This window comes from Streptomyces sp. NPDC091376 (genome assembly GCF_044757085.1).
In the GTDB taxonomy this organism is placed as follows: domain Bacteria; phylum Actinomycetota; class Actinomycetes; order Streptomycetales; family Streptomycetaceae; genus Streptomyces; species Streptomyces pratisoli.
Map to the genome: position 1 here is coordinate 247315 of NZ_JBIVUF010000008.1, position 25880 is coordinate 273194.

At 71.2% G+C, this 25880-nt stretch carries 20 protein-coding genes; 8 read left to right on the top strand and 12 right to left on the bottom strand.

Annotated features, from left to right (window positions below; genetic code table 11):
- Positions 1 to 455 precede the first annotated feature (455 nt).
- A complete protein-coding gene (locus ACIQMR_RS19715; protein ID WP_401388526.1) occupies positions 456 to 2447 on the top strand; it encodes an FAD-binding oxidoreductase in 1992 nt (663 codons plus the stop codon).
- A complete protein-coding gene (locus tag ACIQMR_RS19720) occupies positions 2444 to 3346 on the top strand; it encodes an LLM class flavin-dependent oxidoreductase (RefSeq protein WP_401388529.1) in 903 nt (300 codons plus the stop codon). Before ACIQMR_RS19715 ends, ACIQMR_RS19720 begins: the two co-directional genes overlap by 4 nt.
- Before the next feature lie 67 nt (positions 3347 to 3413).
- Here the strand turns inward: ACIQMR_RS19720 and ACIQMR_RS19725 are convergent, their stop codons facing one another.
- Positions 3414 to 4358, bottom strand: a complete 945-nt coding sequence (locus ACIQMR_RS19725; protein WP_401388532.1) for a DUF5996 family protein — start codon at positions 4356 to 4358, stop codon at positions 3414 to 3416.
- Between the two features lie 367 nt (positions 4359 to 4725).
- On the opposite strand from ACIQMR_RS19725, the gene ACIQMR_RS19730 reads away from it, so the two are divergent.
- The 3 genes from ACIQMR_RS19730 (at position 4726) to cpt (ending at position 6677) form a co-directional block, all read left to right on the top strand.
- A complete protein-coding gene (locus tag ACIQMR_RS19730; RefSeq protein ID WP_401388535.1) occupies positions 4726 to 5184 on the top strand; it encodes a VOC family protein in 459 nt (152 codons plus the stop codon).
- Between the two features lie 152 nt (positions 5185 to 5336).
- On the top strand, positions 5337 to 6011 hold the full coding sequence (locus ACIQMR_RS19735) for a PepSY domain-containing protein (RefSeq protein ID WP_401388538.1): 675 nt from the start codon (positions 5337 to 5339) through the stop codon (positions 6009 to 6011).
- Between the two features lie 132 nt (positions 6012 to 6143).
- The gene (gene cpt, locus ACIQMR_RS19740) at positions 6144 to 6677 is read left to right on the top strand and encodes a chloramphenicol phosphotransferase CPT (protein WP_401388541.1); all 534 of its coding nucleotides are present in this window, start codon (positions 6144 to 6146) and stop codon (positions 6675 to 6677) included.
- Between the two features lie 117 nt (positions 6678 to 6794).
- On the opposite strand, the gene ACIQMR_RS19745 is transcribed toward cpt, so the two are convergent.
- On the bottom strand, positions 6795 to 7175 hold the full coding sequence (locus tag ACIQMR_RS19745; RefSeq protein WP_401388544.1) for a winged helix-turn-helix transcriptional regulator: 381 nt from the start codon (positions 7173 to 7175) through the stop codon (positions 6795 to 6797).
- Between the two features lie 145 nt (positions 7176 to 7320).
- Between ACIQMR_RS19745 and ACIQMR_RS19750 the strand changes: the two genes are divergently transcribed.
- Entirely contained in the window at positions 7321 to 7728 is a 408-nt protein-coding gene (locus tag ACIQMR_RS19750) for a RidA family protein (protein WP_401388547.1), read from the top strand.
- A gap of 352 nt (positions 7729 to 8080) precedes the next feature.
- Here ACIQMR_RS19750 and ACIQMR_RS19755 read toward each other — a convergent pair whose 3' ends face one another.
- Entirely contained in the window at positions 8081 to 10237 is a 2157-nt protein-coding gene (locus ACIQMR_RS19755) for a glycoside hydrolase family 3 N-terminal domain-containing protein (RefSeq protein WP_401388550.1), read from the bottom strand.
- A gap of 151 nt (positions 10238 to 10388) precedes the next feature.
- Between ACIQMR_RS19755 and ACIQMR_RS19760 the strand changes: the two genes are divergently transcribed.
- The gene (locus ACIQMR_RS19760; RefSeq protein WP_401388553.1) at positions 10389 to 11207 is read left to right on the top strand and encodes an endonuclease/exonuclease/phosphatase family protein; all 819 of its coding nucleotides are present in this window, start codon (positions 10389 to 10391) and stop codon (positions 11205 to 11207) included.
- 119 nt (positions 11208 to 11326) lie between these two features.
- Entirely contained in the window at positions 11327 to 12925 is a 1599-nt protein-coding gene (locus ACIQMR_RS19765) for an alpha-amylase family glycosyl hydrolase (protein WP_401388556.1), read from the top strand.
- Between the two features lie 92 nt (positions 12926 to 13017).
- On the opposite strand, the gene ACIQMR_RS19770 is transcribed toward ACIQMR_RS19765, so the two are convergent.
- The 9 genes from ACIQMR_RS19770 to ACIQMR_RS19810 all read right to left on the bottom strand — a co-directional run bounded on the left by ACIQMR_RS19770 (position 13018) and on the right by ACIQMR_RS19810 (position 25718).
- Positions 13018 to 15591, bottom strand: a complete 2574-nt coding sequence (locus ACIQMR_RS19770) for a beta-galactosidase (protein ID WP_401388559.1) — start codon at positions 15589 to 15591, stop codon at positions 13018 to 13020.
- A 57-nt stretch (positions 15592 to 15648) separates the two neighbouring features.
- Positions 15649 to 16551 carry a formylglycine-generating enzyme family protein gene (locus ACIQMR_RS19775; RefSeq protein ID WP_401388562.1) on the bottom strand — a complete coding sequence of 301 codons (903 nt, stop codon included), beginning with the start codon at positions 16549 to 16551 and terminating at the stop codon, positions 15649 to 15651.
- Entirely contained in the window at positions 16548 to 17954 is a 1407-nt protein-coding gene (locus tag ACIQMR_RS19780; protein ID WP_401388565.1) for a sulfatase, read from the bottom strand. Before ACIQMR_RS19780 ends, ACIQMR_RS19775 begins: the two co-directional genes overlap by 4 nt.
- The gene (locus ACIQMR_RS19785) at positions 17951 to 19339 is read right to left on the bottom strand and encodes a glucoamylase family protein (protein ID WP_401388567.1); all 1389 of its coding nucleotides are present in this window, start codon (positions 19337 to 19339) and stop codon (positions 17951 to 17953) included. Before ACIQMR_RS19785 ends, ACIQMR_RS19780 begins: the two co-directional genes overlap by 4 nt.
- A 100-nt stretch (positions 19340 to 19439) precedes the next feature.
- Positions 19440 to 21290: a glycoside hydrolase gene (locus tag ACIQMR_RS19790; protein ID WP_401388570.1), complete on the bottom strand. Its 1851-nt coding sequence runs from the start codon at positions 21288 to 21290 to the stop codon at positions 19440 to 19442.
- A 108-nt stretch (positions 21291 to 21398) separates the two neighbouring features.
- A complete protein-coding gene (locus ACIQMR_RS19795; RefSeq protein WP_401388573.1) occupies positions 21399 to 22286 on the bottom strand; it encodes a carbohydrate ABC transporter permease in 888 nt (295 codons plus the stop codon).
- A complete protein-coding gene (locus tag ACIQMR_RS19800; RefSeq protein ID WP_401388576.1) occupies positions 22283 to 23281 on the bottom strand; it encodes a carbohydrate ABC transporter permease in 999 nt (332 codons plus the stop codon). Before ACIQMR_RS19800 ends, ACIQMR_RS19795 begins: the two co-directional genes overlap by 4 nt.
- A 4-nt stretch (positions 23282 to 23285) precedes the next feature.
- Positions 23286 to 24530, bottom strand: a complete 1245-nt coding sequence (locus tag ACIQMR_RS19805; RefSeq protein WP_401388579.1) for an extracellular solute-binding protein — start codon at positions 24528 to 24530, stop codon at positions 23286 to 23288.
- Between the two features lie 132 nt (positions 24531 to 24662).
- Positions 24663 to 25718: a LacI family DNA-binding transcriptional regulator gene (locus tag ACIQMR_RS19810; RefSeq protein WP_401388581.1), complete on the bottom strand. Its 1056-nt coding sequence runs from the start codon at positions 25716 to 25718 to the stop codon at positions 24663 to 24665.
- Between the last annotated feature and the right edge of the window lie 162 nt (positions 25719 to 25880).

Sequence of the window (25880 nt, forward strand, 5' to 3'; positions counted from 1 at the left end):
ACCGGTCGCTGCAGCTTCGTGTCACCACGGCCCTGAGTCGGCGCAGCAGGACGCGCGTAGCTGGTGAGGCCCTGGGCGAGGGCCGGACGGATCCCGCTCCGCGCCCTCGGTGAGCGCGCTCTCGGACCTCGATGCCGTGGGGCGCCGGCCTCGTCGTGCGAACGAGACACGCCACGACCTGAGTGATCCGTCGCCGAGCCGCTTCGGGCCGCGCAGCGGTCCGGGTCCGGGCCCGCGTCCCCGTGTTCCGCCGCGATCCCGAAGGCGGCGTTTCCGGGTGCCGCTGCTGGGCGTACGTGATGTGAACCAGTTGACACACAGATAATCTAGCGGCGGAAATCTTTTATGTGTATCAATTATCTTGTGCAACGATCGGTTGTGCGGGACCGGCCGTCGTCGTCACCGGCGTCCGCGTACGGGAACACGCTTCACCACGCATGAGGGATGGGATGGGCATGGAGCTGGGAATCGCGCTCGATCCGTCGGAGCCCGGGGCTCCGACGGAGAGGTGGGACGAGCTGGCGAGGCTGGCCGAGGAACGAGGGCTCGCCCTCGTCGTCGTGGAGGCGTCCGACGGACCGCAGGGCTCTGGGGAGAGCAGGAGGGGCGAAGCGCCGGAAGCCCCTGGGGAGGGCCGCCCGGGGAACGGGTCCGGCGCGCACATCGCGACGACGGCGGGACTGGACCCGTGGACCGCGGCTTCCTGGTTGTCGGGCAGGACCACCAGCATCAGCATCGGGGTGTCCGTTCCGGACACCCCGGCAGGGTCACCGAAAGACGCCGCGGCGGCCTTTCCGGCGGTCGTGGCGAAGGCCGGGCAGAGCCTCGATGCCCTGGCGCCGGGCAGGCTCCTCACCGACGCCTCCGCATGGATGAGTGCTCCGCGCGAGGCCTCGGCCGAGGAACTGTCCGTGTTGGCCGCCCACGGCCGGCCGGTCGTCGTCCCCGTCGACTCGGCGCGGGAGGTGGAGCGGCTCGCGGCCCTCGTGCCCGTCACGGCCGCCGACCTCCGCCCACGGCGGTCACCGGCCGTGCGTGCCCGTCGCCGCGCCGGTATCGACTACGAGTCGATACCGGCGTCCCTGGCCGGCCACGCGATCGAGCCGGGCGACACCGGCTACCGGGGCGTGGCCTCCACCTACCTGCGGGGAGGAGCCCCCGGCCTGGTGCTGCGTCCCGGTACGGCGTCCGAGGTCGCGGACGCACTCGGCTACGCGCGGCGCCATACGCACCTGCCGCTCGGCGTCCGCAGCGCAGGCCACGGCGTCAGCGGCCGCTCGACCAACACCGGCGGTCTCGTCGTCGACGTGGGGCGGATGAACGGCATCGAGGTGCTCGACCGCCGGCAGCGCCTGGTGCGGGTGGGCCCGGGAGCGACGTGGAAGCAGGTGTCGGCCGCCCTCCACCCGTACGGCTGGGCACTCGGCTCCGGGGACTACGGCGGCGTGGGCGTGGGAGGGCTCGCGACCGCGGGCGGGATCGGGCTGCTCGGCCGCGCGCACGGGCTCACCATCGACCACCTGCGCGCCGTGGAGCTCGTGCTCGCGGACGGCAGCCAGGTGCGGGCGAGCGTCGACGAGCACCCCGACCTGTTCTGGGCGGTACGCGGCGCGGGCGCGAACTTCGGCGTGGGCACGGCCTTCGAGTTCCAGGTGGATCCGGTCGGCCTCGTCGGCCACGCCCAGTTGACACTCGTCACCACGGACATCGCGCAGGCACTGGCCGACTACGGCAGGCTCGCCTCCGAGGCTCCTCGTGACACCACTGTCTTCTTCGTCACCGGGAAACGGCGGGAGGGCCGGTGGGGCGTCCAGCTGTTCGGCGTCGTGGACAGTCCGGATCCGGACGTCGTCGTGGAACGGCTGACCCCCTTCGCACAGCTCGGCCTGCTCGCACAGCAGCAGGTCGTCCTGAGCCCGTACAAGGACGTCATGGGTTCCGCCGCCGACGTCGGACCCGAGGGCCATCGGGGCTTCGGGGAACCGGTCTCCCGCTCGGCGTTCCTTCCCGAGCTCACCCCCGAGTTCGCCCGGGACGCCGCGAACCTCCTGCGCAGCGGGAAGGTGTACTTCTTCGAACTCCGCGCGATGGGCGGTGCCATCGCCGACGTCCCCGCAGGGGAGACGGCCTTCTCCCACCGGGCGTCCGCGTTCCAGGTGACCGCCATGGGCCCCGGCCACCACGCCCTCGACACGGTCTGGGACCCGCTGCGGCACCACTTCGACGGTCTCTACCTCAGCTTCGAGACCGACCCCAGGCCCGAGCGGCTCCACGACGCCTTCCCGCCCGCCGTCCTCGAACGCCTGCGGGAGGTCAAGCGCCGCTACGACCCGGGCAACCTCTTCCGGGACAACTTCAACATCGACCCCCACCCGGGTGCGCGGACCGCCTCGGCCGACGCACTCGAGCACTCCGACGCACTCGAGCACCAAGGACCCAGACCATGACCGACTACGGACACGACCTGCTCTTCGGCTCCTTCATCACGCCTGCCGCGGCCGGGGCACGGCAGGCTGTCGAACTGGCCGTCACCACCGACCGTTCGGGCCTCGACCTCGTCACGTTCCAGGACCACCCCTACCAGGCAACGCTCCTGGACACCTCCACGCTGCTCGCCTATGTGGCGGCGCGTACCGAGCACGTCCACATCAGCGCCAACGTCACCAGCTTCCCGCTCCGCCCGCCGGCCGTCCTGGCCCGCGCGGCCGCCTCCCTGGACATCCTCTCGGGCGGACGATTCGAACTGGGCATCGGCTCCGGCGCCTTCTGGGACGGCATCGCCGCCATGGGAAGTCGGCGCCTCACCGCGGGAGAGGCCGTCGAAGCCCTGCGCGAGGGGATCACCGTCATCCGCGAGCTGTGGGACACCGACACCCGCGGCGGAGTCCGTCACCACGGCCGGTTCTACGAGCTCGACGGGGCGAAGCGCGGCCCACGGCCCGCGCACGACATCGCGGTCTGGGTCGGCGCGTACAAGCCCAGGATGCTGGCCCTCACCGGTGCCCTGGGCGACGGCTGGCTCCCCTCGATCGAGTATCTGCCGCGGGGAGCGGACTCGCTGCCGGAGATGAACGCCCGTATCGACGAGGCCGCCGCGTCGGCCGGCCGCTCCCCGTCGGCCGTCCGCCGCCTGATGAACTTCCTGGGGGCCGAGATCGCGCCCACGTCACGCGGTCTGCTCAACGGCCCCCTCACAGCATGGCCGGAACAGATCGCCGGTCTCGCCCTCGACCACGGCATCAGCGCCTTCATCATCGGTGGCGACGACGCCACCACGATCGAACGCTTCGGCGCCGAGGTGGCCCCCGCCGCCCGTGAGCTCGTGGCGCGCGAGCGCGGACGCTGACACGCGGGGGCGCGAGACCACGACCCGGCGTTCGTCGCGGTCATCGCCGTCATGGCCGTCGTGGCCGTCATTGGAACTCCCGCCAGCGATGAGGGTCGCATTCGAGCATGTCGCGGTCCCACCGTCCGCGTTCGGCCGCCGCCTCGTAGGTCGTCTGCAGGAACGCCATGAGCACGGCATCCGGGTCACTCGCGGTGCGGACCTTCTCGTAGGGCAGGAGGAACTGGCCGTTCTCCCTGCTGTAGAAGGCATCGGCCGGAGTGACGGGATAGTCGGCGAAGCCGTCCGGCTCCGGGTAGGCATAGGCGTAGAAGGCGCCTTCCTCGCCGCCACCGGGCCAGAAGCCGCAGCTGCTCAGCTCGCGGGAGTAGCCCTCCACCATCACCCAGTCACCGCAGTTGGGCGCGCCGCCCGGGTGTCGTGGGGCGGGGCGGCCGGAGAACCTCGTGCATGCCAGGTCCATGGCTCCCCAGAAGAAGTGCACCGGGCTGGCCTTGCCGGTGAAGCGCGAACGGAAGTCGCTCATGACCCGGTGGGCCTGCAGCAGTTGCTGCCAGAAGAGGCGGGCGGCGCCGGGGTCGTAGGAGGCGTGATCGTGATCCTCGGCGAACGGGATCGCCGTTTCCACTTCGTTCGGGCGGGCCTGGATCCGCGCCTCGATCCCCAGCTCGTCGAGGGCCCGCATCGTCTCGGCGTAGAACCGGGCCACCGGTTTGGACTCCAGGGGCACGCCGCTGACGGCACCATCACCGGTGCGGATGCGGAGTTCGTGATCGACGAAGTCGAACTCGATATCGAAGACTCCTGAGCCGTAGGGGATGGTGGACGTGGTCAGCCCACGGGGGCTGACGTACAGCGTGACCTGCCACCAGTGGTTCACCAACGGCGCGTGCGCGAGGCGCACTTTGCCGACGATCTGGGTCCACATGTGAAGGGTGTCTCTTGTGTCGACCCAGTCGGCAACCTTGAGCCGGGGCCATTGTTCGCGCGCGTGCGTTGTCTGGTGAGTCACCGTTGTGCCTTCCGGATCGGCGTCATCGGTGGGCGGGACGAGGGCGGGCTCGGCCGCTTCGGCCGATGGGGGCCCGACCGGCGGCACAGGCTCCAGGGGGCCGCGGCTCGTGCGGTGCCGCCGGGGCCACAGGTTCCTTTCCAGCAGGCTCTCCGCCGCGGGGCACACGGGCAACTCGGACGGTAGCGGGACCGCCGGCGCTTCCTGACGCCGGTGGGACATCTCCGCACGTGGGCGAATGGCGACCGTGCGCGCGATGGCGGAGACTTGTTCTCGGACGACGCGGGAACCCGGGCCGAGCCGGTCCGGGCACGAGAAGGGCCCGGTGTGCGGCCTGGCTCTGCTCCCGTACGAGAGGGTCACAGACATGACTGCTCACGGCGACCTGCCCGCACCTGAGCAAGGGATCGTCATCACGCACTTCCTGACCGTGCGCGACGTCGCGAGATCGAGTCGCTTCTACGCCGACATCTTCGGCGGCGAGATCGTACTGAGCGAGAATCCGGCCATCGTGAAGGTGGCCAACACCTGGATCATCATGAACCCCGGCGGCGGACCCACCCCGGACAAGCCCGGGGTGACCCTCGTGGCCCCGGAGACAGGCGACACCGTTTCCAGCTTCATGAACGTCCGTGTCGCCGACATCCGCGCCTTCTACGCCGACGCCGTCGCGAAGGGCGCGGAGTTCCTCACGGAGCCTCTCGACCGGAAGGCCGAGCTGCGCTGCTACCTGCGCGACCCCGACGGCTATCTCATCGAGGTCGGCCAGGCCACCGGCATGCTGCACGGAGTGTTCGCCGACCGACCGGCCGCAACGGATCAGTAGTACTCCGCCCCGCCCCGTCTCCGTCTCGTGCTCCGCTCTCCGTCTCCCCCATCGCGTGCGCGAGGCGTCGTGCGGGGGATTCTTCGTCCTGATCCTGCCGAAGCGGGGTGTGGTGCGAGGGCTGCGGGCTGCCGGGGGGTGAGGCTGGGCGCATGAGTTCTGTATCCGTGCATTCCGGCGGCCGTCGCCGCCGTGGCCGTGTCATCGGTGCGCTGTGTGCTGTAGCCGCCTCGGCGGTGGTGGTGAGTGGATGCGGGGACGGCGGGCAGGGCAAGACGTCCGCCGCGGCCCCGACCGCTCCGGCACAGGCTGTGGGGCAGTCGTCTCCTGGTGGGCTCACCAGGGACCAGACGGAGCGGCAGGCGCTGGTCACCTCCGCGAAGATCGGATGGGACGAGGCGGCGGACACCGCGCTGGCGAAGGTGCCCGGCAGCAAGCTGATCGAGATCAAGCTGAAGCGCGCCCAGGCCGGAACCCCGGAGTGGGAGAGCGAGATCGCCGCCGCGGACGGTACGGCCCACGACGTGCACGTCGACGCCGTGTCCGGACAGGTGACGCAGTCCCGCGTCGAGTCCGACCAGGACAACGAGGACAGGCAGCAGCTCGCCGACCGGCTGAGCAAGGCCAAGATCACCCCACAGCAGGCTGTTACGACCGCCACCGACCGCAAGCAGGGCACGGTCAGCGCGGTCGGCCTCGAGGGCACGGACAGCCGTGGCCCGATCTGGTCCGTCGACGTCGTGACGAAGAACGACGGGTACAAGACCGCGTTCGACATCGACGCCGTCAGCGGCGAGGTCCTGCGCGAAGAGGTCGACCGCGACTGAGCACGGGCTTCGTACCGGGCAGGCCGCTGCGCGGGCCGGCACACGCCGGCCTGACGCGCGCCGGGTTCGACCGCGCGGTCGGACACCGATACTCCGTTACGTGCCGGGCGGGCGGCGTCCTACTGTGGCGCGGTGACGACTCGGATGATCATTCTCAACGGTGGTTCCAGCTCGGGGAAGTCCGGCATCGTGCGGTGCCTGCAGGCCGTCCTGCCGGAACCGTGGCTGGCCTTCGGGTGCGACTCGTTCGTCGACGCTCTGCCCGCGAAGATGCGGGCGTCGGACGAGGGGATCGTGTTCGCGGCCGATGGCGAGGTGAGCGTCGGGGCGGACTTCCGGGCGCTGGAGGCTGCCTGGACGGCGGGCGTCGTGGCGATGGCCCGTGCGGGCGCCAGGGTCGTCATCGACGATGTCTTCCTCGGTGGAGCCACGTCCCAGCAGCGGTGGCAGAAGGCTCTGGACGGTCTGCCGGTGTTGTGGGTCGGTGTCCGGTGCGAGAGCGCGGTCGCCGCGGGCCGTGAGGTCGCACGAGGAGATCGCATCCAGGGGATGGCCGCGGCGCAGGCGGATGTGGTGCACGAAGGGGTGCTCTACGACGTGGAGGTGGACACGACGCGGACCGAGTCCCTGGTGTGTGCCCGAACCATCGCCGCTCACCTCGGCTGACCGCCGGGCCGGCTTCGTGGTCGCCCCGGCGGCCGGGCCGCCCCGGCCGTAACCGCGATGGCGGGGGGCTCGGTGCGGGCCCGTAGCCGACTGTGGCCGGCGAGCGCCGCGCGCCCGTCAGGTGCCGAAGCTGCGGCGGGAGGCCTCGATGTGGCCGAGGTATCGGTGCGTCCAGTCGCACATGCCGTCGACCGTCGCCTGCAGGGCCCGGCCCGCCTCGGTCAGGGTGTACTCGACCCGTGGGGGCACGGTGGGGTGCACGGTGCGCCCGGCGAGGCCGTTGCGTTCCAGCATGCGCAGGTTCTGGGTGAGCATCTTGTGGCTGATGCCCTCGATCTCGTTCCGCAACTCACTGAAGCGCAGGGTGCGTTCGCCGAGGGTTTCGATGATCAGCAACGCCCACTTGTTGGCGACGTCCGAGAAGATCTCCCGTGCCAGAGAGTCCGCGCGCCTCAGGTCCGCGTCGTGGGGCGAGCCGCTGTACTGCTTGGTCACCATGAGGTTCCCCAGTCACCGAAAAGTGCGTTCTTCCAGGTCGGCGTTCACTCTCCTACGGTTCTTGAGTAACCGCAAGAGAGCACGTGCGTTGGCTCGACGGAAACGAGCCGTGTATCCACGGGCTCATGACAAGGAGGCGTGCAGTATGGCCATCACCCTGGTGAATCCCGGCGGACTGCCGGAAGTCGGTGCCTACCGGCAGGTGTCGGTCGCGACCGGGTCGAAGCTGGTGTTCATCGCGGGGCAGGTCGCCTGGGGTCCCGGTGGGGACACGGTCGGTGAAGGTGACCTCGCCGCTCAGGTCGAGCGGTGCTACCTCAACATCGGAATCGCGCTGGCCGAGGTGGGCGCTTCCTTCGACGACGTGGCGAAGCTGACCGTCTACGTCGTCGACTGGACCCCCGACAAGATGCCCTTGCTCATGGAGGGAATCACCCGGGCCGCCGCGAAGCTGGGAGTCACCCCGGTCCCGCCGGCCACGCTGCTGGGCGTCGCGGCGCTGGACGTACCCGACCACCTGGTGGAGATCGAAGCCACCGCGGTCATCGACTGAGCCAGGTGCAATGCGCGGCGCGTCGAGGCGAGCCTCCGGTCGCCGGACCCGCCGCGCCCTGCCGGACTGCCGGACTGCCGGACTGCCGGACCCTGCCCGGTCCGGCAGCCCGGCCGGGCGTGGGTATCGGACCGTCGGACAGATCCCCGACACCCCGCACCCTCCCGTGTTCTTCGACCGCCGCGCCGGGGTGGGGTCGACCTGATGGAGAGGCCATCATGTATGCGCATACTCGCTCGCGTCGGGTCGCCGTCCGCGCGCACTGCCGGGGTCGACCCCCTGAAGCGGCGGTCGGACGGCCGGCCGGAGAGCGCTCGGACGACGGTTCAGGACGACGGTCCAGGGCGGCGGTTCAGACGACGGTCAGTGTGCGGCAGGCGCGCGCTGTGGAACTCGTACCGGCGTAGATGTCGACACGGCCGGGCTCGACGGTGAAGGTCCCCGCCGGATCGTTCGTCCAGAAGCCGAGGTCCTCGGCACCCAGCCGGAACCGCACGGTGGTGCTCTCTCCCGGCGCGAGCGTGACCCGCTCGAAGCCGCGCAGCCGGCGCACCGGCTGGGCGATGCTCGCCGCCACGTCGTGGACGTAGAGCTGGACGACCTCGTCCCCGGCCAGCTCTCCCGTGTTCGTGACCGCCACCGAGACCTCGACCGTCTCGCCGCGCTCCAGCGCGTCCGCCGCGACGCTGCGGCGGCTCAGCTCCGGCTCGCCGGTGGTGAAGGTCGTGTAGCTCAGCCCGTACCCGAAGGGGAACTGCGGCCCGTCGGGCAGGTCCAGGTACTTCGAGACGTACTTCTCGTGGGGCTGCTCCGGGCGGTAGGGACGGCCGGTGTTCTCGTGGTTGTAGTAGACCGGGATCTGGCCCACGGTCCGTGGGAAGGTCACCGGCAGCTTGCCGCCGGGGTTGACCGCGCCGAAGAGCACATCGGCCACGGCGTGACCGGCCTCGATGCCGGGGTGCCAGGCCTCCAGCACGGCGGGTGCGGAGTCCAGCCAACTGCCCAGCGTCAGCGGCCTGCCGTTCAGCAGGACCACGGCGAAGGGCCTGCCCGTCGCGGCGACGGCGGCGATGAGTTCCTCCTGCCCGGCGGGCAGAGCGATGTCGCTGCGCACGGCCGCCTCGCCGCTGAGTGCGGGGGGCTCGCCGACGACGAGGACGGTGACCTCCGCGGCCTCGGCGGCGGCGACCGCCTCCGCGATGTCCTGGTCTGCGTGGATGACGTCCGCGCCGGGCGCCGCCGCGCGCACGGCGTCCAGCACGCTGACCGAGGGGAAGCGGTACACGCCGGGACCCGCCCAGGTGCCGTGCAGATCGGTGGAGTCGGCGAGGGGTCCGACGACGGCGATCGAGCGGGCGTCCGGGCTCAGCGGGAGGACGGAGCCCTCGTTCCTCAGGAGCACCATCGACCGGGCGCCGGTCTCACGGGCCGCCGCGCGCGCCGCGGGAGTCGGGCCGTCGACGGCCGCCGACTCGTCCGTGTAGGGGGCGTCGAACAATCCGAGCGCGAACTTCAGCCGCAGGATGCGCGCCACCGCGTCGTCCAGCCGTTCCGTCGAGATCCGGCCGGCGGCCAGCAGCTCCTTGCCGTGATCGACCAGGTTCGTGGAGACCATCTCCATGTCGACCCCGGCGTCGAGCGCCAGCCGCGCCGCGTCCGCGCCGTCCTCGGCGAAGCCGTGCGCGATGAGCTCCTCGACGCCCGTGTAGTCGCTGACCACGAAGCCCTCGAAGCCCCATTCCCCCTTGAGGATGGTGTTCATCGTGTGCGCGTTGCCGTGGGCCGGGACGCCGCCGACCGTGTTGAACGCGGCCATGACCGTGGCCGCTCCGGCGTCGAGGGCCGCCTTGAAGGGCGGCAGATAGATATTGCGCAGCCGCTGCTCGGAGACGTCGACGGTGTTGTAGTCGCGGCCGCCCTCGGCACCGCCGTAGGCGACGAAGTGCTTGGCGCAGGCCGCGACGCGGTCCTCGGAGGCCAGCTCGGCACCGTCGGCCGAGCCCTGGTAGCCGAGGACCTTGGCCACCGCGAAGGCGGCGTTCAGATACGGGTCCTCGCCGCAGCTTTCCGCGATCCGTCCCCAGCGCGGCTCGTGGGTGACGTCCATCATGGGGGAGAAGGTCCAGCGCACACCGTTGGACCGGGTCTCCTTCGCCGACACCTCGGCGTCGAGCCGGGCCACCGCCGGGTCGAAGCTCGCCGCCTGGGCGAGCGGGATCGGGAAGGTGGTCCAGAATCCGTGGATGACGTCGAGGCCGAAGAGCAGCGGGATGCCGAGGCGGGACTCCTCGACGGCGATGCGCTGCAGGGCGTTGGTGTGCCCGGCGCCGTGGATGTTGAGGACGGAGCCGAGCAGCCCGGCGCGGGCCGCCGCCTCCGTGTGCTCGGTCTGGCCCCCGCCGGGTCCGGTGTCGCCCGTCCAGGTCAGCTGCTGGAGCTGTCCCAGCTTCTCCTCGGTCGTCATCCGGTCCAGGAGTTCCTTGACCTTGCCCTCGTACGGTCCAAGCATTCGAGCCCTCACTGCCTCTTGCCGCATCGCTACCAGCGAAGTTAACGTTCTGACCGAATCAATGTATGCGCATTCAGCAAGCGCGTACAAGGAGCGGGGAGAGGTATCCGACGGCAACCGCCGCAGGGGACCCGTTCCGGGAGGTGAGCGGATGACGGACCAGGCGCACGGGCTGCGGGTCATGACCTTCAACCTGCAGCTCGACTGGGACAACCCGCCCCATACCTGGTCCGGGCGACGGGACGTCGCCGCGGAACTGCTGCGCCGCGAACGGCCGCATCTGATCGGCACCCAGGAGGGTCTGCACGGCCAGCTGCGCGATCTCGAATCAGCGCTGGGCGCGGACTACGCCTGGATCGGCCAGGGACGGGAGGGCGGCGGGCGCGGCGAGTTCATGGCCGTCCTCTACGACCGCCGGCGGCTCGAACCCCTCGCGCACGGCCACTACTGGCTGTCCGGCACGCCGGAGGTCATCGCCTCCAACACCTGGGGCGGCGGCTGCCCCCGCATGGTCACCTGGGTCCACTTCCGCGACCTGGCCACCGGTGGCGAACTGCACGCGGCCAACACGCACTTCGACCATCTGAGCGCGTACGCCCGTGCGCGCTCCGGCCGGCTGCTCGCCGAACGGCTGAACGCACTCGCCCCGGACCTCCCACGCATCGTCACCGGCGACTTCAACGCCGCCGCGCGGCACGACGCCGTGCACACCGCGCTGCTCGCCGAGGCGGATCTCGTGGACACCTGGGACGCCGCCGAGGAGCGGAGCCCGGCGTACGGCACCTTCCACGGCCACCGGCCGCCGGTCGCGGGCGGCGAACGGATCGACTGGATCCTCGCCTCACGGGGGACCCGAGTCCGCTCGGCGGCCGTCAACACCTTCGCCGCGGGCAGCCGTTTCCCCAGCGACCATCTGCCCGTACAGGCGCTCGTGCACGTACCCGCCCCACGCCGGCACGCACCCCGATGACAGGCCCCACGCCGGCGCACCCCCGATGAACCGCCCAGCGCCGACGCAGCCACGAAGACGTTCCCCTCGCCGACGCAGCCACGAAGGCGTGTTCGCACCGACCCGGAGGATCCCACCCCATGACGTCTCCCCGCACGACGCCCCCGGGCCCCGCCCTCGAATGGCTCGCCGACGCCGTCCTCTACCAGATCTATCCGCAGAGCTTCGCCGACTCGAACGGTGACGGCATCGGCGACTTCGCCGGCATCGAGGCGAAGCTGGACCATCTCGCCTGGCTCGGCGTGAACACCGTCTGGTTCAACCCCTGCTTCGCCTCGCCGTTCGACGACGCGGGCTACGACGTCAGCGACCATCTCTCCGTCGCCCCGCGCTACGGCACCAACGACGACCTCGCCCGGCTCGTCGACGCCGCCGGACGCCGTGGCATCCGCGTACTGCTCGACCTGGTGGCCGGACACACCTCCGACCGGCACCCCTGGTTCACCGCATCGGCGAACGACCCCTCCGACCACCGCTACATCTGGGCCGATACGGCCGAAGCCCCCCAGGGATTCGTCGCGTCTCCCGGCACCCGCCCCGGCTTCTACCAGCCGAACTTCTTCGAGTCCCAGCCCGCGCTGAACTTCGGCCACGCCCGGATGGACCCGGCCGAGCCCTGGCGGCTGCCCGTCGACGCCGAGGGCCCACGCGCCAACCGGCAGGCACTGCGCGAGATCATGGACCACTGGCTGGGCCTCGGCCTGTCCGGATTCCGGGTCGACATGGCCGCCTCACTCGTGAAGGACGACCCGGGCCACGCCGAAACCGTCGAACTCTGGCGTGAACTGCGCGGCTGGCTCGACGCCGAGCACCCGCAGGCGGCGCTCCTCTCCGAGTGGGGGGACCCGGCGACGTCCGTCCCGGCGGGCTTCCACGCCGACTTCTTCCTGCAGTTCGGCTCGGACAACGACGGGCTGATCCTGCGCTCCCTGTGGAACAACTTCACGGGCACGGTCAGCGAGCAGTGGGAGCCGCGGGCGCCCTACTTCGACGCCGAGGGCAAGGGTTGTCCACGAACCTTCCTCGACGGCTGGCGCGCGGCCTCCGACGCCATCGGCGACGCCGGATTCCTCTCCCTCCCCACCGCCAACCACGACTTCTCGCGGCTCGCGTGCGGCCCGCGCACCGCCGAACAGCTGCCCGCCGCCTTCGCCTTCCAGCTCACCTGGCCCACGCTGCCCGCGATCTACTACGGGGACGAGATCGGGATGCGGTACGTCCCCGGCCTGCCCGACCACGAGGGCAGCCGGCTTGGCCCCCGCTACAACCGCGCGGGCTCCCGTACGCCCATGCAGTGGGACGACTCGGCCAACGCCGGCTTCTCCACCGCCCCGGCCGACCGGCTCTACCTGCCCGTGGACCCGGCCCCCGACCGCCCGACGGTCGCCGCCCAGCGCGCCGACTCCGGTTCCCTGCTGCACCTGGTCCGCCGCCTCGTCGCGCTGCGCAAGGCCACGCCGGAGCTGGGCCCCACGGGCAGTACGGAGGTCCTGCACGCCGGCTACCCGCTGGTCCATGTCCGCGGCGGACGCTACCTGGTGGTGGTCAATCCCCGTCACGAGCCGGCGGAGACCGCCGCTCCGGCGGACACCGCGACACCGCTGGAGGCGTCCGGAGTAACGGTGCGGGACGGACGTATCGACGCGGCGGGCTTCGGGTACGGCATCTTCGCCCTCTGAGCCGCCGCGCTGACCTCACAGGGTCCGCGCAACAGCGAGGAAGGGTGGGCCACGCGCCACGGTGCGGGTGGCCCACCCTTCCTCGCGTCCGGTCAGCCCTTGCGGACCGTGAACTCCCCACGGCGCACCCGCAGCACCGTACGCCCGCCCTCGTACGAGGACCTGGCGCCCTCGCAGCGCGCCCGGCCCTCGACGGCCACGACGGCCTCGTCACCGAGGGCACGGAACATGACCCTGTCCTCCGCGATGCCGGTGATCTCGGCGGTCGCGTACGCGATCCGCAGCCCGCCCGCCGTGAGGCCCAGGGGCAGCATGGCCGCGCTCCGGCCCGCGAGCCGTACGCGCTCGCCACCGAACAGCGGCCTGCCCCGCTCGGCCACCGTGAAGGACTGGTCGTAGCCGGAGGAGACGTTGAAGGCGTGCAGCAGACGGCCGCCGCCGCCGTCCTTCGTCGTGAGGAGGAAGACACCCGGGTCCGTGGGGCTGTGGCTGATCGCCGGAGCCGCGCCGAGGGTCCGGAAGGCACCGAGCCAGAAGCCGAGGTCGCAGCGGTACGCCGCGGTGAGTACGACCGCCCGGCCCCTGCCGACCGGGATGTCGAACCCGCAGCCCTTGCCGGTGGACACCTCGCGCAGCACGGTCGTACCGCGGCTCGGGGTGCACAACTGGGCCTTCGGCACCCGGATCTCGGCGCGCGGCGCGGCCCAGCCGTGCGCGGTCACCGAGAGCCAGAAGCGATCGGCGTCAGTGAGCGAGTCGCCGGGCTTCAGTCCCAGGGCGTCACGCAGCACCGTGCACGGCCGGCCCGCCATGTCCTTGCCCGGTACCCGGCCGGACAGCAGCAGCCTGCCGCCCGCCTCCAGATAGCGCACCAGGCGCTTCTGCAGCTCGGCGCCCAGGTGCTCCCCGGTGGCCAGCGCGAGCACCGGGACCTTCGCCGGGTCGACGTCCGCCGCCTGGAGGTCGAGGCCGCGGTAGCGGAAGCCGCCGAGCAGCATCGCGCGGGCCAGGGCGTTGCGTGGACCGAAGCCGCGGGTGCCCTGCACATCGTCGAGCACGGCCTTGACGGCGTCGCTCTTCGGCGGGTGGTACTCGGTGAGGTAGTGGTCCGGCACGAACGCGAGCGCCACGTCGTCGTACTCGGCCCTCATCGGGGCCAGGGCCGCGGCGAGGCCGTTCACGGCGTGGGCGGTGCGCTTCGTCGGCTCGTAGCTGACGCCCGGCCTGCCCTCGGGGTCCACCGGGGCGGCGAAACCGTGGCGTTCCCCCGTGATGCCGATGCGGTCGTTCCCGTCGCCCTGCGGCTCGTCGAGTTTCGGGTTGAAGCCGCCCGCGAACAGGTAGTAGTTGATCAGCTTGGCGCCCTGGGCGAGACACAGCCGGGTCTTCAGACCGACGGCCTCGCCGTCTGTCTGGTTGCTGAGGTCGTCGCCGTAGTCGGCGTGCCCGGCGTCGAACTCCAGTGATGTCAGCGGCTGGTCGTCGTCGTGCACGGCGTCCATGAAGGCGTTGACCAGATAGAGATCGGTGACATTGCGCAGTGTGAGATCGCCGAGATAGAAGTCGGAGCCCGAGAGCATGCCGGACCGCCCGGAGTAGGTCTCCATCAACTGGCTGATGCCGATGGGGAAGTTCTCGGCGCTGCCGCCCCCGGTTCCGTGGATGTTGACGAGGAAGGGAACGCCGCGGACTCCGCCCGCCTCGGCGTACGTCCTGAGTTCGGTGACGTACCGGGCGAACCGGCCGCGCATGAACGTGCCCAGGTCGTGCATGAGCGCGGGCGCGTAACCGTCCTTGGGGGAGCGTATGGCTGCGTTCCGCTCGGCGGCGGGCCGGCCGGCGAAGGGGTAGCGGGCGGCGAGGCCGTCCCCGTACGTCCTGTGCAGCCAGCCGTTGAAGTCCTCGAGCAGATGCCCGGTGAGATCCGGGGAGTTGCTGACCCAGGCCAGCATCCCGATCTCGTTGTCCAGCTGGCAGGCGATCACACCGGGCCTGCCCTTCCGGTGCAGGCGCCGGGCGATGACCGGCATCACCGCCGCGTACCAGCGCCGGACCTCGTCGAGGAAGGCGGGCGCCAGATAGTCGACGGTCGGTGTCGAGGCCTTGGCGCCCTCCCAGCCGGTCGGCACGATCTCCGGATGGTCGGCGCGTACCCGCTCCGGCACACCTTCGCCCTTGAGCTCGGCCATCGTGAACGGGCCCGGCCTGGCGATGACATGGAAGCCGTTCTCCAGGCAGAGATCCAGGAAGGCGCCCAGGTCGCGCTCGGGCCGCGTGGTGCCGGTGACATCGATGGCGCCGTCCGGCGTCTCGTGCCACATCCACGGGATGTACGTGGCGATGGTGTTGAGACCGGCGTCCTTGGCCCTGTCCAGCCGGGACTGCCAGTCGGCGCGCTTCAGCCGGAAGTAGTGGATCTCGCCGGCCAGGACGACGGCCGGCTCGCCGTCGATCAGCAGTTGCTTGTCCCGGTACGTGACCGACGCCGCGTCGCTCGGGCGGGGCGCGGCCCGGCCGGGGCCCGGGGAGGCCGCCGCGGCCGGGCCGGCGGCACCGAGCCCGCCCGCCGCGACGGTGGCGCCGGCCGCTCCCAGTCCTCCGAGGACGGTCCTGCGGCGTGGTGCGGTGTTCCCTGTCTGCCTGGTCTGCCTGGTCTGCCGGGTCATGGCGCTCCAAGGGGTGAGGTGGTCCAGGGCCGGACGGACCCTGGGTGTGGCAGGGGCTCAACGCGCGCAGCGGAAGCCCGTGTTGCCGCTCGAACTGTCCGGCGTGTTGCCCATGCGTGCGGACGTCCGGTAGCGGAAGCAGTACGAGTCGTGGCACATGTGGGAGCCGCCGCGCAGCACCCGGGACCCTCCGGTGCGGAACCGGTCCGCGCACCACTCCCAGACGTTGCCGGTCATGTTGAACAGCCCGTGCCCGTTGGGCGGGAAGGCGTCTGCCGGGCAGGTGCCCGCGTAGCCGTCGGCGGCGGAATTCCGGTGGGGGAAGTCGCCGCGCCAGATGTTCATCCGGTACGCGCCGCCCGGATCCCGCTCGTCGCCCCACGGGTACGGCTTGCCCGTCAGCCCGCCCCGGGCGGCGTACTCCCACTCCGCCTCGGTGGGCAGCCGCGCACCTGCCCATGCGCAGTAGGCGAGCGCGTCGGCGTGCGAGACGTGCACCACCGGGTGGTCCCAGCGCCCGGCCGGTCCTGTCAGCGGGCCCTCCGGATGCCGCCAGTCCGCCCCGAACACCTGCCGCCACCAGGGGGTGGCCGCCGCGGCGCGCGTCGGCGGGAAGTCGTCCGGAAGGAAGCCCGCGAAGACGAACGACCAGCCGAAGCGCTCGGCGTCGGTGACGTGGCCGGTCGCGTCGGTGAACGCGGCGAACTCCGCGTTGGTGACCGCCGTGGCGGCCATCGCGAAGGGTGCGAGTGCGACCTCGCGCACCGGTCCCTCCCCGTCCTGCGGGTACGGGCCGCTGTCGCATCCCATGAGAAACGTGCCGCCCGCCAGCGCGCACCACCCGCCGGCCGGTGGGGGAGCGACGGACGAGCGGCCGGTGGTACGCGTCGCGGGTGACGCCGGTGCCCCGGGCTGCGGGCCGCGCGACGGAGCGCAGCACGCCCTTCCCTCGATGCTCATCGGACGTGCTCGGGCGTGTCCCGGTACCGGAGCTGAAGCGCCGTCAGCCGCTCGGTGAGGTCCGTGACGACCGGCCCGTACTCCGGGTCGTCGTAGCGGTTGTGCAGCTCGTCCGGGTCGCGCTCCAGGTCGAACAGCTCCCACTCCGGCTCACGGGTCTCCGCCGACGCGCCCACCTGCCCCGAACCGTGCCCGGGGTAGTGGATCAGCTTGTGGGTGCGGGTGCGGATCCCGTAGCTGGCCTGGACGTGGTGACACACGTCCAGGTGCTCGAAGTAGCGGTAGTAGACCGAGTCCCGCCAGTCTCGGGGCCGCTCGCCGCGCAGCAGCGGCAGCAGGCTGCTGCCCTGCATCCGCTCGTGCGCGGCCACTGAGGCCATGTCGAGGAGCGTCTGCGCGAAGTCGACGTTGACCACCAGTTCGTCGCACGAGGTCCCGGCAGGGACGACCCCGGGCCAGCGCACGACCAACGGGATGCGCAGCGAGGGCTCGTACATGAAGCGCTTGTCGAACCAGCCGTGTTCCCCCAGGTAGAAGCCGTGATCGGAGGTGTAGGCCACGGCCGTGCGATCGGTCAGTCCGCTGATGTCGAGATAGTGCAGGACCCGGCCGACGTTCTCGTCGAGCCCGGCGATGACCCGCAGGTACTCCTTGATGTACCGCTGGTAGCGCCACTCCCGTTCGGCACGCTCGGAAAGTCCCTCCGGCACGGGTGCCTTGAGGTCGTACGGCTGGAGGTCGGACATCCGCATCCGGGCCTCGACGGCCGCGAGGGCCCGATTGCCGTAGTCGTCGTGCAGGGTGGCCGGCGCCGGAATGTCGTCGTGCTCGTACAGATGCCGGTGGCGCTCGGCCGGCTCGAAGGCGCGGTGCGGGGCCTTGTGCTGGATCAGCAGCGCGAACGGCCGGTCCGGATCCCGCCTGTCCAGCCAGCGCAGCGCCAGATCGGTGATGATGTCGGTGACATGACCCGTGTACCGCCGCTCACCGTCGGCGGTCAGGAACACCGGATCGTGGTACACCCCGTGCTCCGGCAGGACCTCCCAGTGGTCGAAGCCGTGTGGGTCGCTGGAGGCGCCGTGGCCCAGATGCCACTTGCCGATGATCGCGGTCTGATAGCCGGCGGCCCGGAGCATCTCGGGAAAGGAAGGCTGAGCCGCGTCGAACTTCTGCCCGGGCTGCTCAAGGGTCGTCATCCCGTGCACATGGCTGTACGTACCGGTGAGCAGCGTCGCACGGGCCGGCGAGCAGATCGAGTTGGTGCAGAACGCGTTGTCGAACCGCATGCCCTCGTCGGCGAGACGGTCCACCGCCGGGGTCCGGTTGATGGCGCTGCCGTACGCGCCGATGGCCGGGACCGCGTGGTCGTCGGTCATCATCAGCACGATGTTCGGGCGGGTCATATGGCGAAGTTCTCCTTCGCCAGCAGCGGCCGGACGCGGCGCGCGAAACCTCCCGTGTGGAAGGGACGTTGCAGCAGCCCCGGCCTGAGCACCTGGGCCAGCGCCGCCGCGACCATGCCCTGGTCGAGCGCGAGCATGAAGTCGCTGACCTCGCCGGTGCGGACGTCGACCGAGTCGCGGAAACCGAGCCCGTCCTCGTACGCGCCGAAGTCCCGGGCGATCTTCAGCAGATTGGCGACGGCCTCGTCCCGTGCGAAGGGCATCGCGAGGAAGGAGGCGTGCGGGGTGACGACGCCCTTCGAGGTGTAGCCGTCGACCGCCATGCCGATCGCGTCCACGCCGTACTCGCTGTAGCCGCCCTGGGGAATGTTGGCCGGGGAGAAGCCCCAGTAGCCGTAGTCCTCCTCCACCAGCCCGTGCTCGATCTGGCTGCGGACGTGCCGCCGGTGGTTCAGGCCCCATGCGCCCGGCGACCACGACGGCTCGGGAACGAAGAGCGGCACCATCAGCGCCTCGAACATCGAACCGCCCCAGGAGGGGACCAGTTTGCGGCCCCGGTAGGTGTAGTGGCCCCGCCACAGCCGCACGCCGTCGACCGTGACCCACTCGCCCTCCGGCGCCTGCTCCTGCTCCCACTCGGGGAGCATGGTGCGGAAGGTGTGCCAGTAGTGCTCCGCCGGGAGGGAGCCGTCGGCGATCCCGAGGTAGCTCGCCATGCGCGGCTCGGTGTTGAGCGCGCCGTACCAGTGCGAGGTGAAGGTGTTGTCGTCCGTCCAGTGGCCGCCGCGCAGCTGACCCGGGTTGGCCGCCGGGTCGTCGGCGTCGTACGGCGTGTAAAAGAAGCCCCAGTCGGCGTCGGCGAGCAGCCGCGCGACGCGCGGGCGCAGTGCCGGGTCGGCGTCCGCGGCGATCAGCAGGCCGGTGACCAGCCAGGCGTTGTCCACGGAGGAGAGGAACGGCCGCACCGGGTCTCCGGTGCCCGGCCACGCCGTGAGGACCTCGCCGGTGTGGGCGTCGTACCAGTTGAACCAGAAGCCGTGCGCGCGCTCCAGCCTCTCGACGGCCGAGACGGTGCGCGCGAGCCTGCGGTGCATGGTCCCGGTGTCGATGACCCCGAGCCCGGCCGCCGCGACGGTCGTCCACAGCCCGCAGGCGATATTGGTCGGCGACGTGTTGACTGACGGCACCGGGTCGGCGGCGGTGACATCGATCTTGTCGGCGGCGAGGCCGAGGTCGGTGGTCATGGCCTCGATCGAGCGGTGGGTGTCCCGGAACCAGCGGCGCAGCAGCGCGTCGCCGTCCCGGCCCGCCGCCGTGGCGGGTCCGGCGAGGGCGAGCGTGGCGGTGGCGCCCGCTCCGGCGGCCAGGAAGGTACGGCGCTTCATACGGTCCAACTCCTTCGAAGGGCGGTCTTGCGGGGGAGGCTTGCCGTTTCGTTCGAGAGCGCGGCGTGGTGGCGTGCCGTGCGTGCCGGCGGTGCCGGCGTCAGGTCCGCGTCAGCCGCAGGGCCCGGATGCCCGGCATCGGGAGGTCGACCGTGAGGATCACCGCCCCGTCCGCGTCGGCGGTCATCCGGGGCAGGGCATGCTCCGACAGCCGGTCCGCCGCGCGGAGCTCCGCCCACTGCCGCTCGTCGGGCCAGTCGCCGCCGCCCAGGTCGTTCCAGACGGACCGGATGCTGGAGTGGGCCTCGTCGACCAGACTCAGCGAGACGTCGTACGACGCGCCCGCCGCCAGGCCGGTCACCCGCACCGTCGCCGTGCGGTCGAGCGCTGCCGAGCCGTCGGTCTTCGTCTGATCGAGGGTGCCGTTCCACACCAGTACGTCGAGGACCGAGGCGTCTTCCGCACGCGTCGCGAGCGCCTCGACCAGTGCCTCGGCACCGTCGCCCGTGACATGGGCGGGGACACGGCCGCCCGCGAGCCGGGAGAGCAGGTACAGCGCCCAGAAGCGGGGCTTGCGCAGATTGCCCACCGTCAGCAGGCCGAAGCCGCCGTGGAACAGCTTCGGTGGCCGGCCCTGCTCCTCGAAGTGGTCGCTCGCGACCCAGTGCGCGAGGGCGTCGGTGGACGCGAGCGCCGACTTCATGCCGCGCAGCACGAAGGGTGCCGCGAAGACGGAGTCGTTGACCCGGTGGAAGTGGGTCGGTGTGACGCCCCACTCCGTCCACAGGATCTCCGGCTCCGGCCGGCCCGTGACCCGCGCGAAGGAGCGGGTCCGCGGGCGGAGGTCCAGGGGCGCGTTGCCGTAGGTGTGGGTGGAGACGAAGTCGACCGGGACCTCGTGCTCCCGGCAGAACTCCAGCAGCGCTCCGACCCACTGGGCCGCGGCCGATCCGGGGCCGCCGACGCGGATCCGCGCGTCGACGCCCTTGACGGCGCGGACGGCGACCTCGTACAGCCGGTGGTAGTCGGCCTGCGTCCCGGTCCGGAAGACGTCGAGATCGGCCTCGTTCCAGACCTCGAACTCCCAGCCCGCGACCTCGTCCGCGCCGTAGCGCTCCCGCAGGTGCACGGTCAGCTCGCGGCACAGGTCGCCCCAGCGGCCCCAGTCGGCGGGCACGGAGATGACGCCCCGGTAGTGGAACACGGTGGCCTGTGGGTCGGCGGCCGGCTCCCCGGGCATGAAGGAGAGTTCGACGACCGGCTTGAGGCCGGTGGCGAGGAGGCGGTCGTAGACCTCGTCGAGACCCGCGAAGTCGAACGAGCCGTCGCCGCGGACGGAGACGTTCTCGGGCAGGAAGGTGCCGTGGGCACGGACGGTGCGGACGCCGATCTCGTCGCGCACGATGCCGAGCGCCTCGGCGTACTCCCCGGCGATGTCCGCGCCGCCCGGTCCTTCCTCGTCACCGACCAGGAGCGAGAAGTGCTCGGCGCCGATCATGCGGTTCCAGACACCGGGGAGTTCTGAGGGCGCGGCGGCGGCGTCGACGGAGACGGTCACCTCCCCGGGGCCGATGCCCCTCGCCCTCGCGCAGCCCCGGACGGCGGCGGATGCGAGCGGGCCGGGGCCGGCGTCGCTCCAGGAGGCGACCGTGTACCAGTAGCCGTGGCCGGCCTCCACCTGGGTGTCGGCGTACGGCGGGTGGGGGACGGCCAGAACGTCGCCGCCGCGGTGGTCCAGCGGTACGAAGGGACCGTCGGCGGAGTGCGAGCGGTGGACGAGATAGCCCAGCGCGCCCTCCACCGGCTCCCAGTCGAGCAGCACATGGCCGGTGCCGTCCTCGGAACGCAGCCCGCGGGGGGCGGGCAGCGCGGTGGTGCCGGGCGGCGGTCCGTCGCCGGCAGAGCCGAGGCGCAGGTCCCCGCCGGGACGGTCACCGTGCGTGTGGGTCATGGTCCGCCTTTCGCATGGATGCGCATACATGACAGGCGTGCGGACTCCCCGCCGTGCGCCCGGAGACCGGCCCGTGGGCGCGGTCCCCGAGCGGGGGGGAGCTGTGGGCTACTTCAGCCCGGCGGTGGCGATGCCCTGCGTGAAGTGCCGCTGCAGGACGACGAAGACCAGCAGCACCGGCAGCACCACGAGGAAGGCGCCCGCCATCAGCACACCGTTGGAGCCGTCGGCCTTCGTCGGGTCGGTGGCGAAGGTGGCCAGGGCGACCGGAAGGGTGTAGTGGTCCGGATCGTTGGTGGCGACGAGCGGCCACAGGAAGTTGTTCCAGGAGCCGAGGAACACGAAGATCGCGAGGGTCGCCAGCGCGGGCTTGACCAGCGGCAGCACGATCCGCCAGAAGATGAACCACTCGCGGGCGCCGTCGATGCGGGCCGCCTCCAGGAGCTCGTCCGGGATGGCCATCATGAACTGCCGCATCAGGAAGACCCCGAACGCCCCGGCCGCGAACGGCAGGATCAGCGCCGCATAGGTGTCGAGCAGCCCCAGCTTGCTCATCATCACGAACTGGGGGAGCAGCAGGAGGTTGCCCGGCACCATCAGCGCGCCCAGCACCACGGCGAACACGGGCCTGCGGCCGATGAAGTTCAGCTTGGCCAGGGCGTAGCCCAGCATCGAGCAGAACAGCAGATTGCACACCGTGACGAAGACGGCGACCAGCGAGGAGTTGAAGAACGACTGCGGCACGTCCATCAGCCCGAGCAGTTCACGGAAGTTCCGCAGTGTCCATTCGGTCGGTATCCACACCGGCGGGCTGGCGCCCAGTTCCCGCTGCGTCTTGAAGGCCGACAGCCCCATCCACAGGAACGGCGCGACCATGGCCGCCATGCCGGCGCTCAGCAGGACGTAGGTCAGGGCCCTGCGGCCACGGGCGCCGCGGGCGGGCGGCGCCGGACGGGCGACGGGTGCGGTCTTCGCTCGGGTCTCGGTGGCGCTCATCGGGTCTTGTCCTTCAGCAGGCGGAGCTGGAGCAGCGTGACGGCCAGGACGATCACGAACAGGACGTACGCCATGGCGCTGGCGTAACCCATGTGGAAGAAGTCGAAGCCCTCCCGGTACATGTGCAGGGAGACCGTGAGCGTGCTGTCCGACGGGCCGCCGTCGGTCATCACGAACGGCTCCTCGAAGACGTTGAGGAAGCCGATGGTGGTCATCACCGCGACATAGAGCATGGTGGGCCGCAGCAGCGGCACCGTGATCGTGCGGAACTCCTGGAAGATCCCGGCACCGTCGATCCTCGCCGCCTCCCGCACCTCGGAGGGAATGGCCTGCAGCCCGGCGAGGAAGAGCACCATCGCGGTGCCCATGTTGCGCCAGACCGCCATCGCGATGAGCGAGGGCATGGCAAGGGTCTCGGAGGCCAGGAAGTCCGGGCTGCTCAGTCCGATCTGGCCGGCGAGCCCCGCGATCAGGCCTTCCGACGGGTCGAGCACGAAGCGCCAGATGACGGCGACCGCGACGATGGCGGTGACCACGGGCGCGTAGAAGCCCACCCGGAAGAACGTACGCATCCGGTCGATCCCGGAGTTGAGCAGCACCGCCGCCACCAGCCCGCTGCCGATGGTCAGCGGCACGCCGAGCACCACGAAGTAGCCGGTGTTGAGCAGCGACCGGACGAACTTCTCGTCCTCGACGAGCTTCGCGTAGTTCTCCAGGCCGACGAACTCGGCCGAGAACGGGTCCGTGACGTTGCGCAGGCCGAAGTCGGTGAAGCTCATCACCAGCGTGGCGACGATGGGCAGCGCCATGAAGGTGAGGAAGAGCGACAGGAACGGCGCGGAGTAGAACCAGCCGGCGACATTCTGGGTCGAGAGCCGGTCCCGGCGGCGCCGTGGCGCCTCCGGGACCTCCCTGCCCGCCGTGGGCTGTGCTGCTGCCCCGGGCCGGTTCCCGCCCCGGTCCTCGGCGGCGGCCTTGGCGGCGGTGGTGCTCATGTGCTCAGCCCACCAGGCCCTCGGTGGACTGCTGGAGCTTCTTCGCCGTGGCGGCCGGGTCGGCGCCCCGCGCGACCTTCTCCAGGGCGTCCTCGATCTGCACGGAGAACTCGTTCCACGTCGCCATCGGCGGGATCTCCTTGGCCGTGTCCAGCGACTTCTTGAAGACGGCCAGGGACTCGCCGCCGGCCTTCAGCGCGGGCTCGTCCCACGCGGCCTTGTTGGCGGGGAGCGTCTTGGATATCTCGTACCACTTGGCCTGTGTCTTCGGCGTGGTGAGGAAGGTGGTGAACTCCTGCGCCGCGGCCTTGTGCTCGCTGTCCTTGAAGGTCACCAGCGAGGAGCCGCCGACCCAGGAGGTGGAGGACTTGTCCGCCGGCAGCGGCGCGACCTTCCACTTGCCCTCCAGCTGCGGCTGCTGGTCCGCGATGTTCTGGACCATCCACGGGCCGGACTGGAACATGGGCACACGGTCCGAGGCGAAGTCCTTCAGGACGTCGTGACCGGGAACGAAGTTCTTCTTGGCGAGACCCGCGTCGAAGTAGTGGCCGAACTCGGCCAGGGCCCTCACCGACTCCGGGGAGTCCAGGGCGGGCTTGCCGTCCTTGCCCAGCAGTTCGCCGCCCGTGGCGTAGAGGAACGGCACCCAGCCCTGCCAGGCGCCGGTGCTGCCGGGCTGGAGGTCCAGGCCCCACTCGGCGCCGCCCTTGTTCTTGTACGCGGCGGCGAGGTCGCGCAGGTCCTTCCAGGTGGCCGGGGCCTTGTCGAAGCCCGCCTTCTCGGCGAGGTCGGTGCGGTAGTAGAGCGCCCGCGCGTCCGCGTACCACGGCACGCCGTAGGCCTTGCCGTCCACGACGTTCCCGTCCCAGGTGGCGGGGAAGAAGTCGTCCTTCTTGAAGGCCTTTTCGTCCACCGGCTCGAGGGTGTCGAGCTCGATGAACTCGCCCATCATGGTGGAGCCCATCTGGGCCATGTCGGGGAGCGTCCCGGCAGCGGCGCCCGACACCAGCTTCTGGTGGACGACGTCCCAGCCGACCGGGGTCACCTTGACGGTGATGTTGGGGTGTTCCGCGGTGAACTCCTTGGCGAGGGTCTGGAGTCGGGTGGCCTCCTCGCCCATCGCCCACACGGTGAGCGTCTGCTTGGCGTCAGCCGCTGCCTGGTCGCCGCCGCTGCCCCCGCAGGAGGTCAGGCTGAGAGCCGTCACCACCGTGGCGGCGATGCTGACGGACTTGGCAGTGCGTGTCATGCGGCTCCTCCAAGAGTTCATGTATGCGCTGTCCGTAAGCGCATACATGACCTTGCAGCACGGGGCGGAGCGACTCAAGAGGCGCGGAGGTAACGCTTCCGTAAACCCGCCGGAACATGAGAACCGCCTTCGCTACAGGGACCGTTCCCCGGCGCAGCCGCAGCTCGCCCGCCGGGTCACCTTCACCGGGAGCACGCGCGCCACGGTCGCCTGCCCACGGTCCTGGAGCCGGGAGACGAGCAGTTCGACGGCCTCCTCGCCGAGGCGGCCCATCGGCTGCCGTACGGTCGTCAGCGTCGGACGCACCAGACGACTCAGCGCGATCCCGTCGAAGCCGGTCACGGCGATCTCCTCCGGGACGCCGACCCCGCGCGACTCCAGCGCGTGCAACGCGCCCACCGCCATCTGGTCGTTGGCGAGCACCAGACCCTGGGGCGGCGCCCCGTCCCGGTCGAGCAGCTCCTCGACCGCCTTCCGGCCGGCGGCCTGCGTCAGGTCTCCCCGCACGTCGGGTGCCTCCGGCAACGGCAGCCCGGCTTCCAGATGGGCCGCCTGGAAGCCGCGGAAGCGCGCCTCGCCGTCCGGGGAGTCCGGGGGGCCGCCGACGAAGGCGAGGCGGCGCAGGCCGTGGTCGACGATCAGATGACGGGTGAGCTCCAGCTGGCCGTCGAAGTTGGCCACTTCGATGTGGTCGTAGTCCTCGTCGCGCTGGCCCGCGATCAGTACGACGGGCAGCCGCCGCCCGACGACCTCGAGGTCCTCGGCGGGCACGGTCTGCGCCAGCACGGCCAGGCCGTCCACCCGCCCGGCGACCTCCGCCAGTTGCCCGCCCGCGCGGTCCGCGTGCGAGGCGGCGATCAGCAGCGCGTAGCCGTGACGCCGGGCGGCGCGCTCCATGCCCCGGATGACCTCGTCGGAGTAGAGGATCAGCTCCGCGTCCTCGGTGTCCGGAGCGTCCTCGGCCTCGGTGTCGTGGATGTCGGGGAAGCACAGGCCGAGCACGCCGGTGGTGCGGCTGGCGAGCCCGCGCGCGCTGCCGCTCGGCAGGTAGCCGAGCTCGCGCGCGACGGACAGGACCCGGTCGCGGGTCGCCGCCCGCACCGAATCGGGGCTGCGGTAGACGCGCGACACCGTCGCGATGGAGACCCCCGCCCGCTCCGCCACGTCGTACACCGTGGGAGTGCTCATCCTGCCGCCTCGCCTCTCGTTCTGCCGCGCCCCGCGCGCGTCCGGCCGGCCCGTGAACCCGCCGACCTGCTGAAAGCGCATTCAGCCTAGGGTCGGCCGGTGCAGGGGGCAAGAGTGGCCCGGAGGAGGTGCTCGCCGTGGGCCACGGGCGGGGCTTCGGGG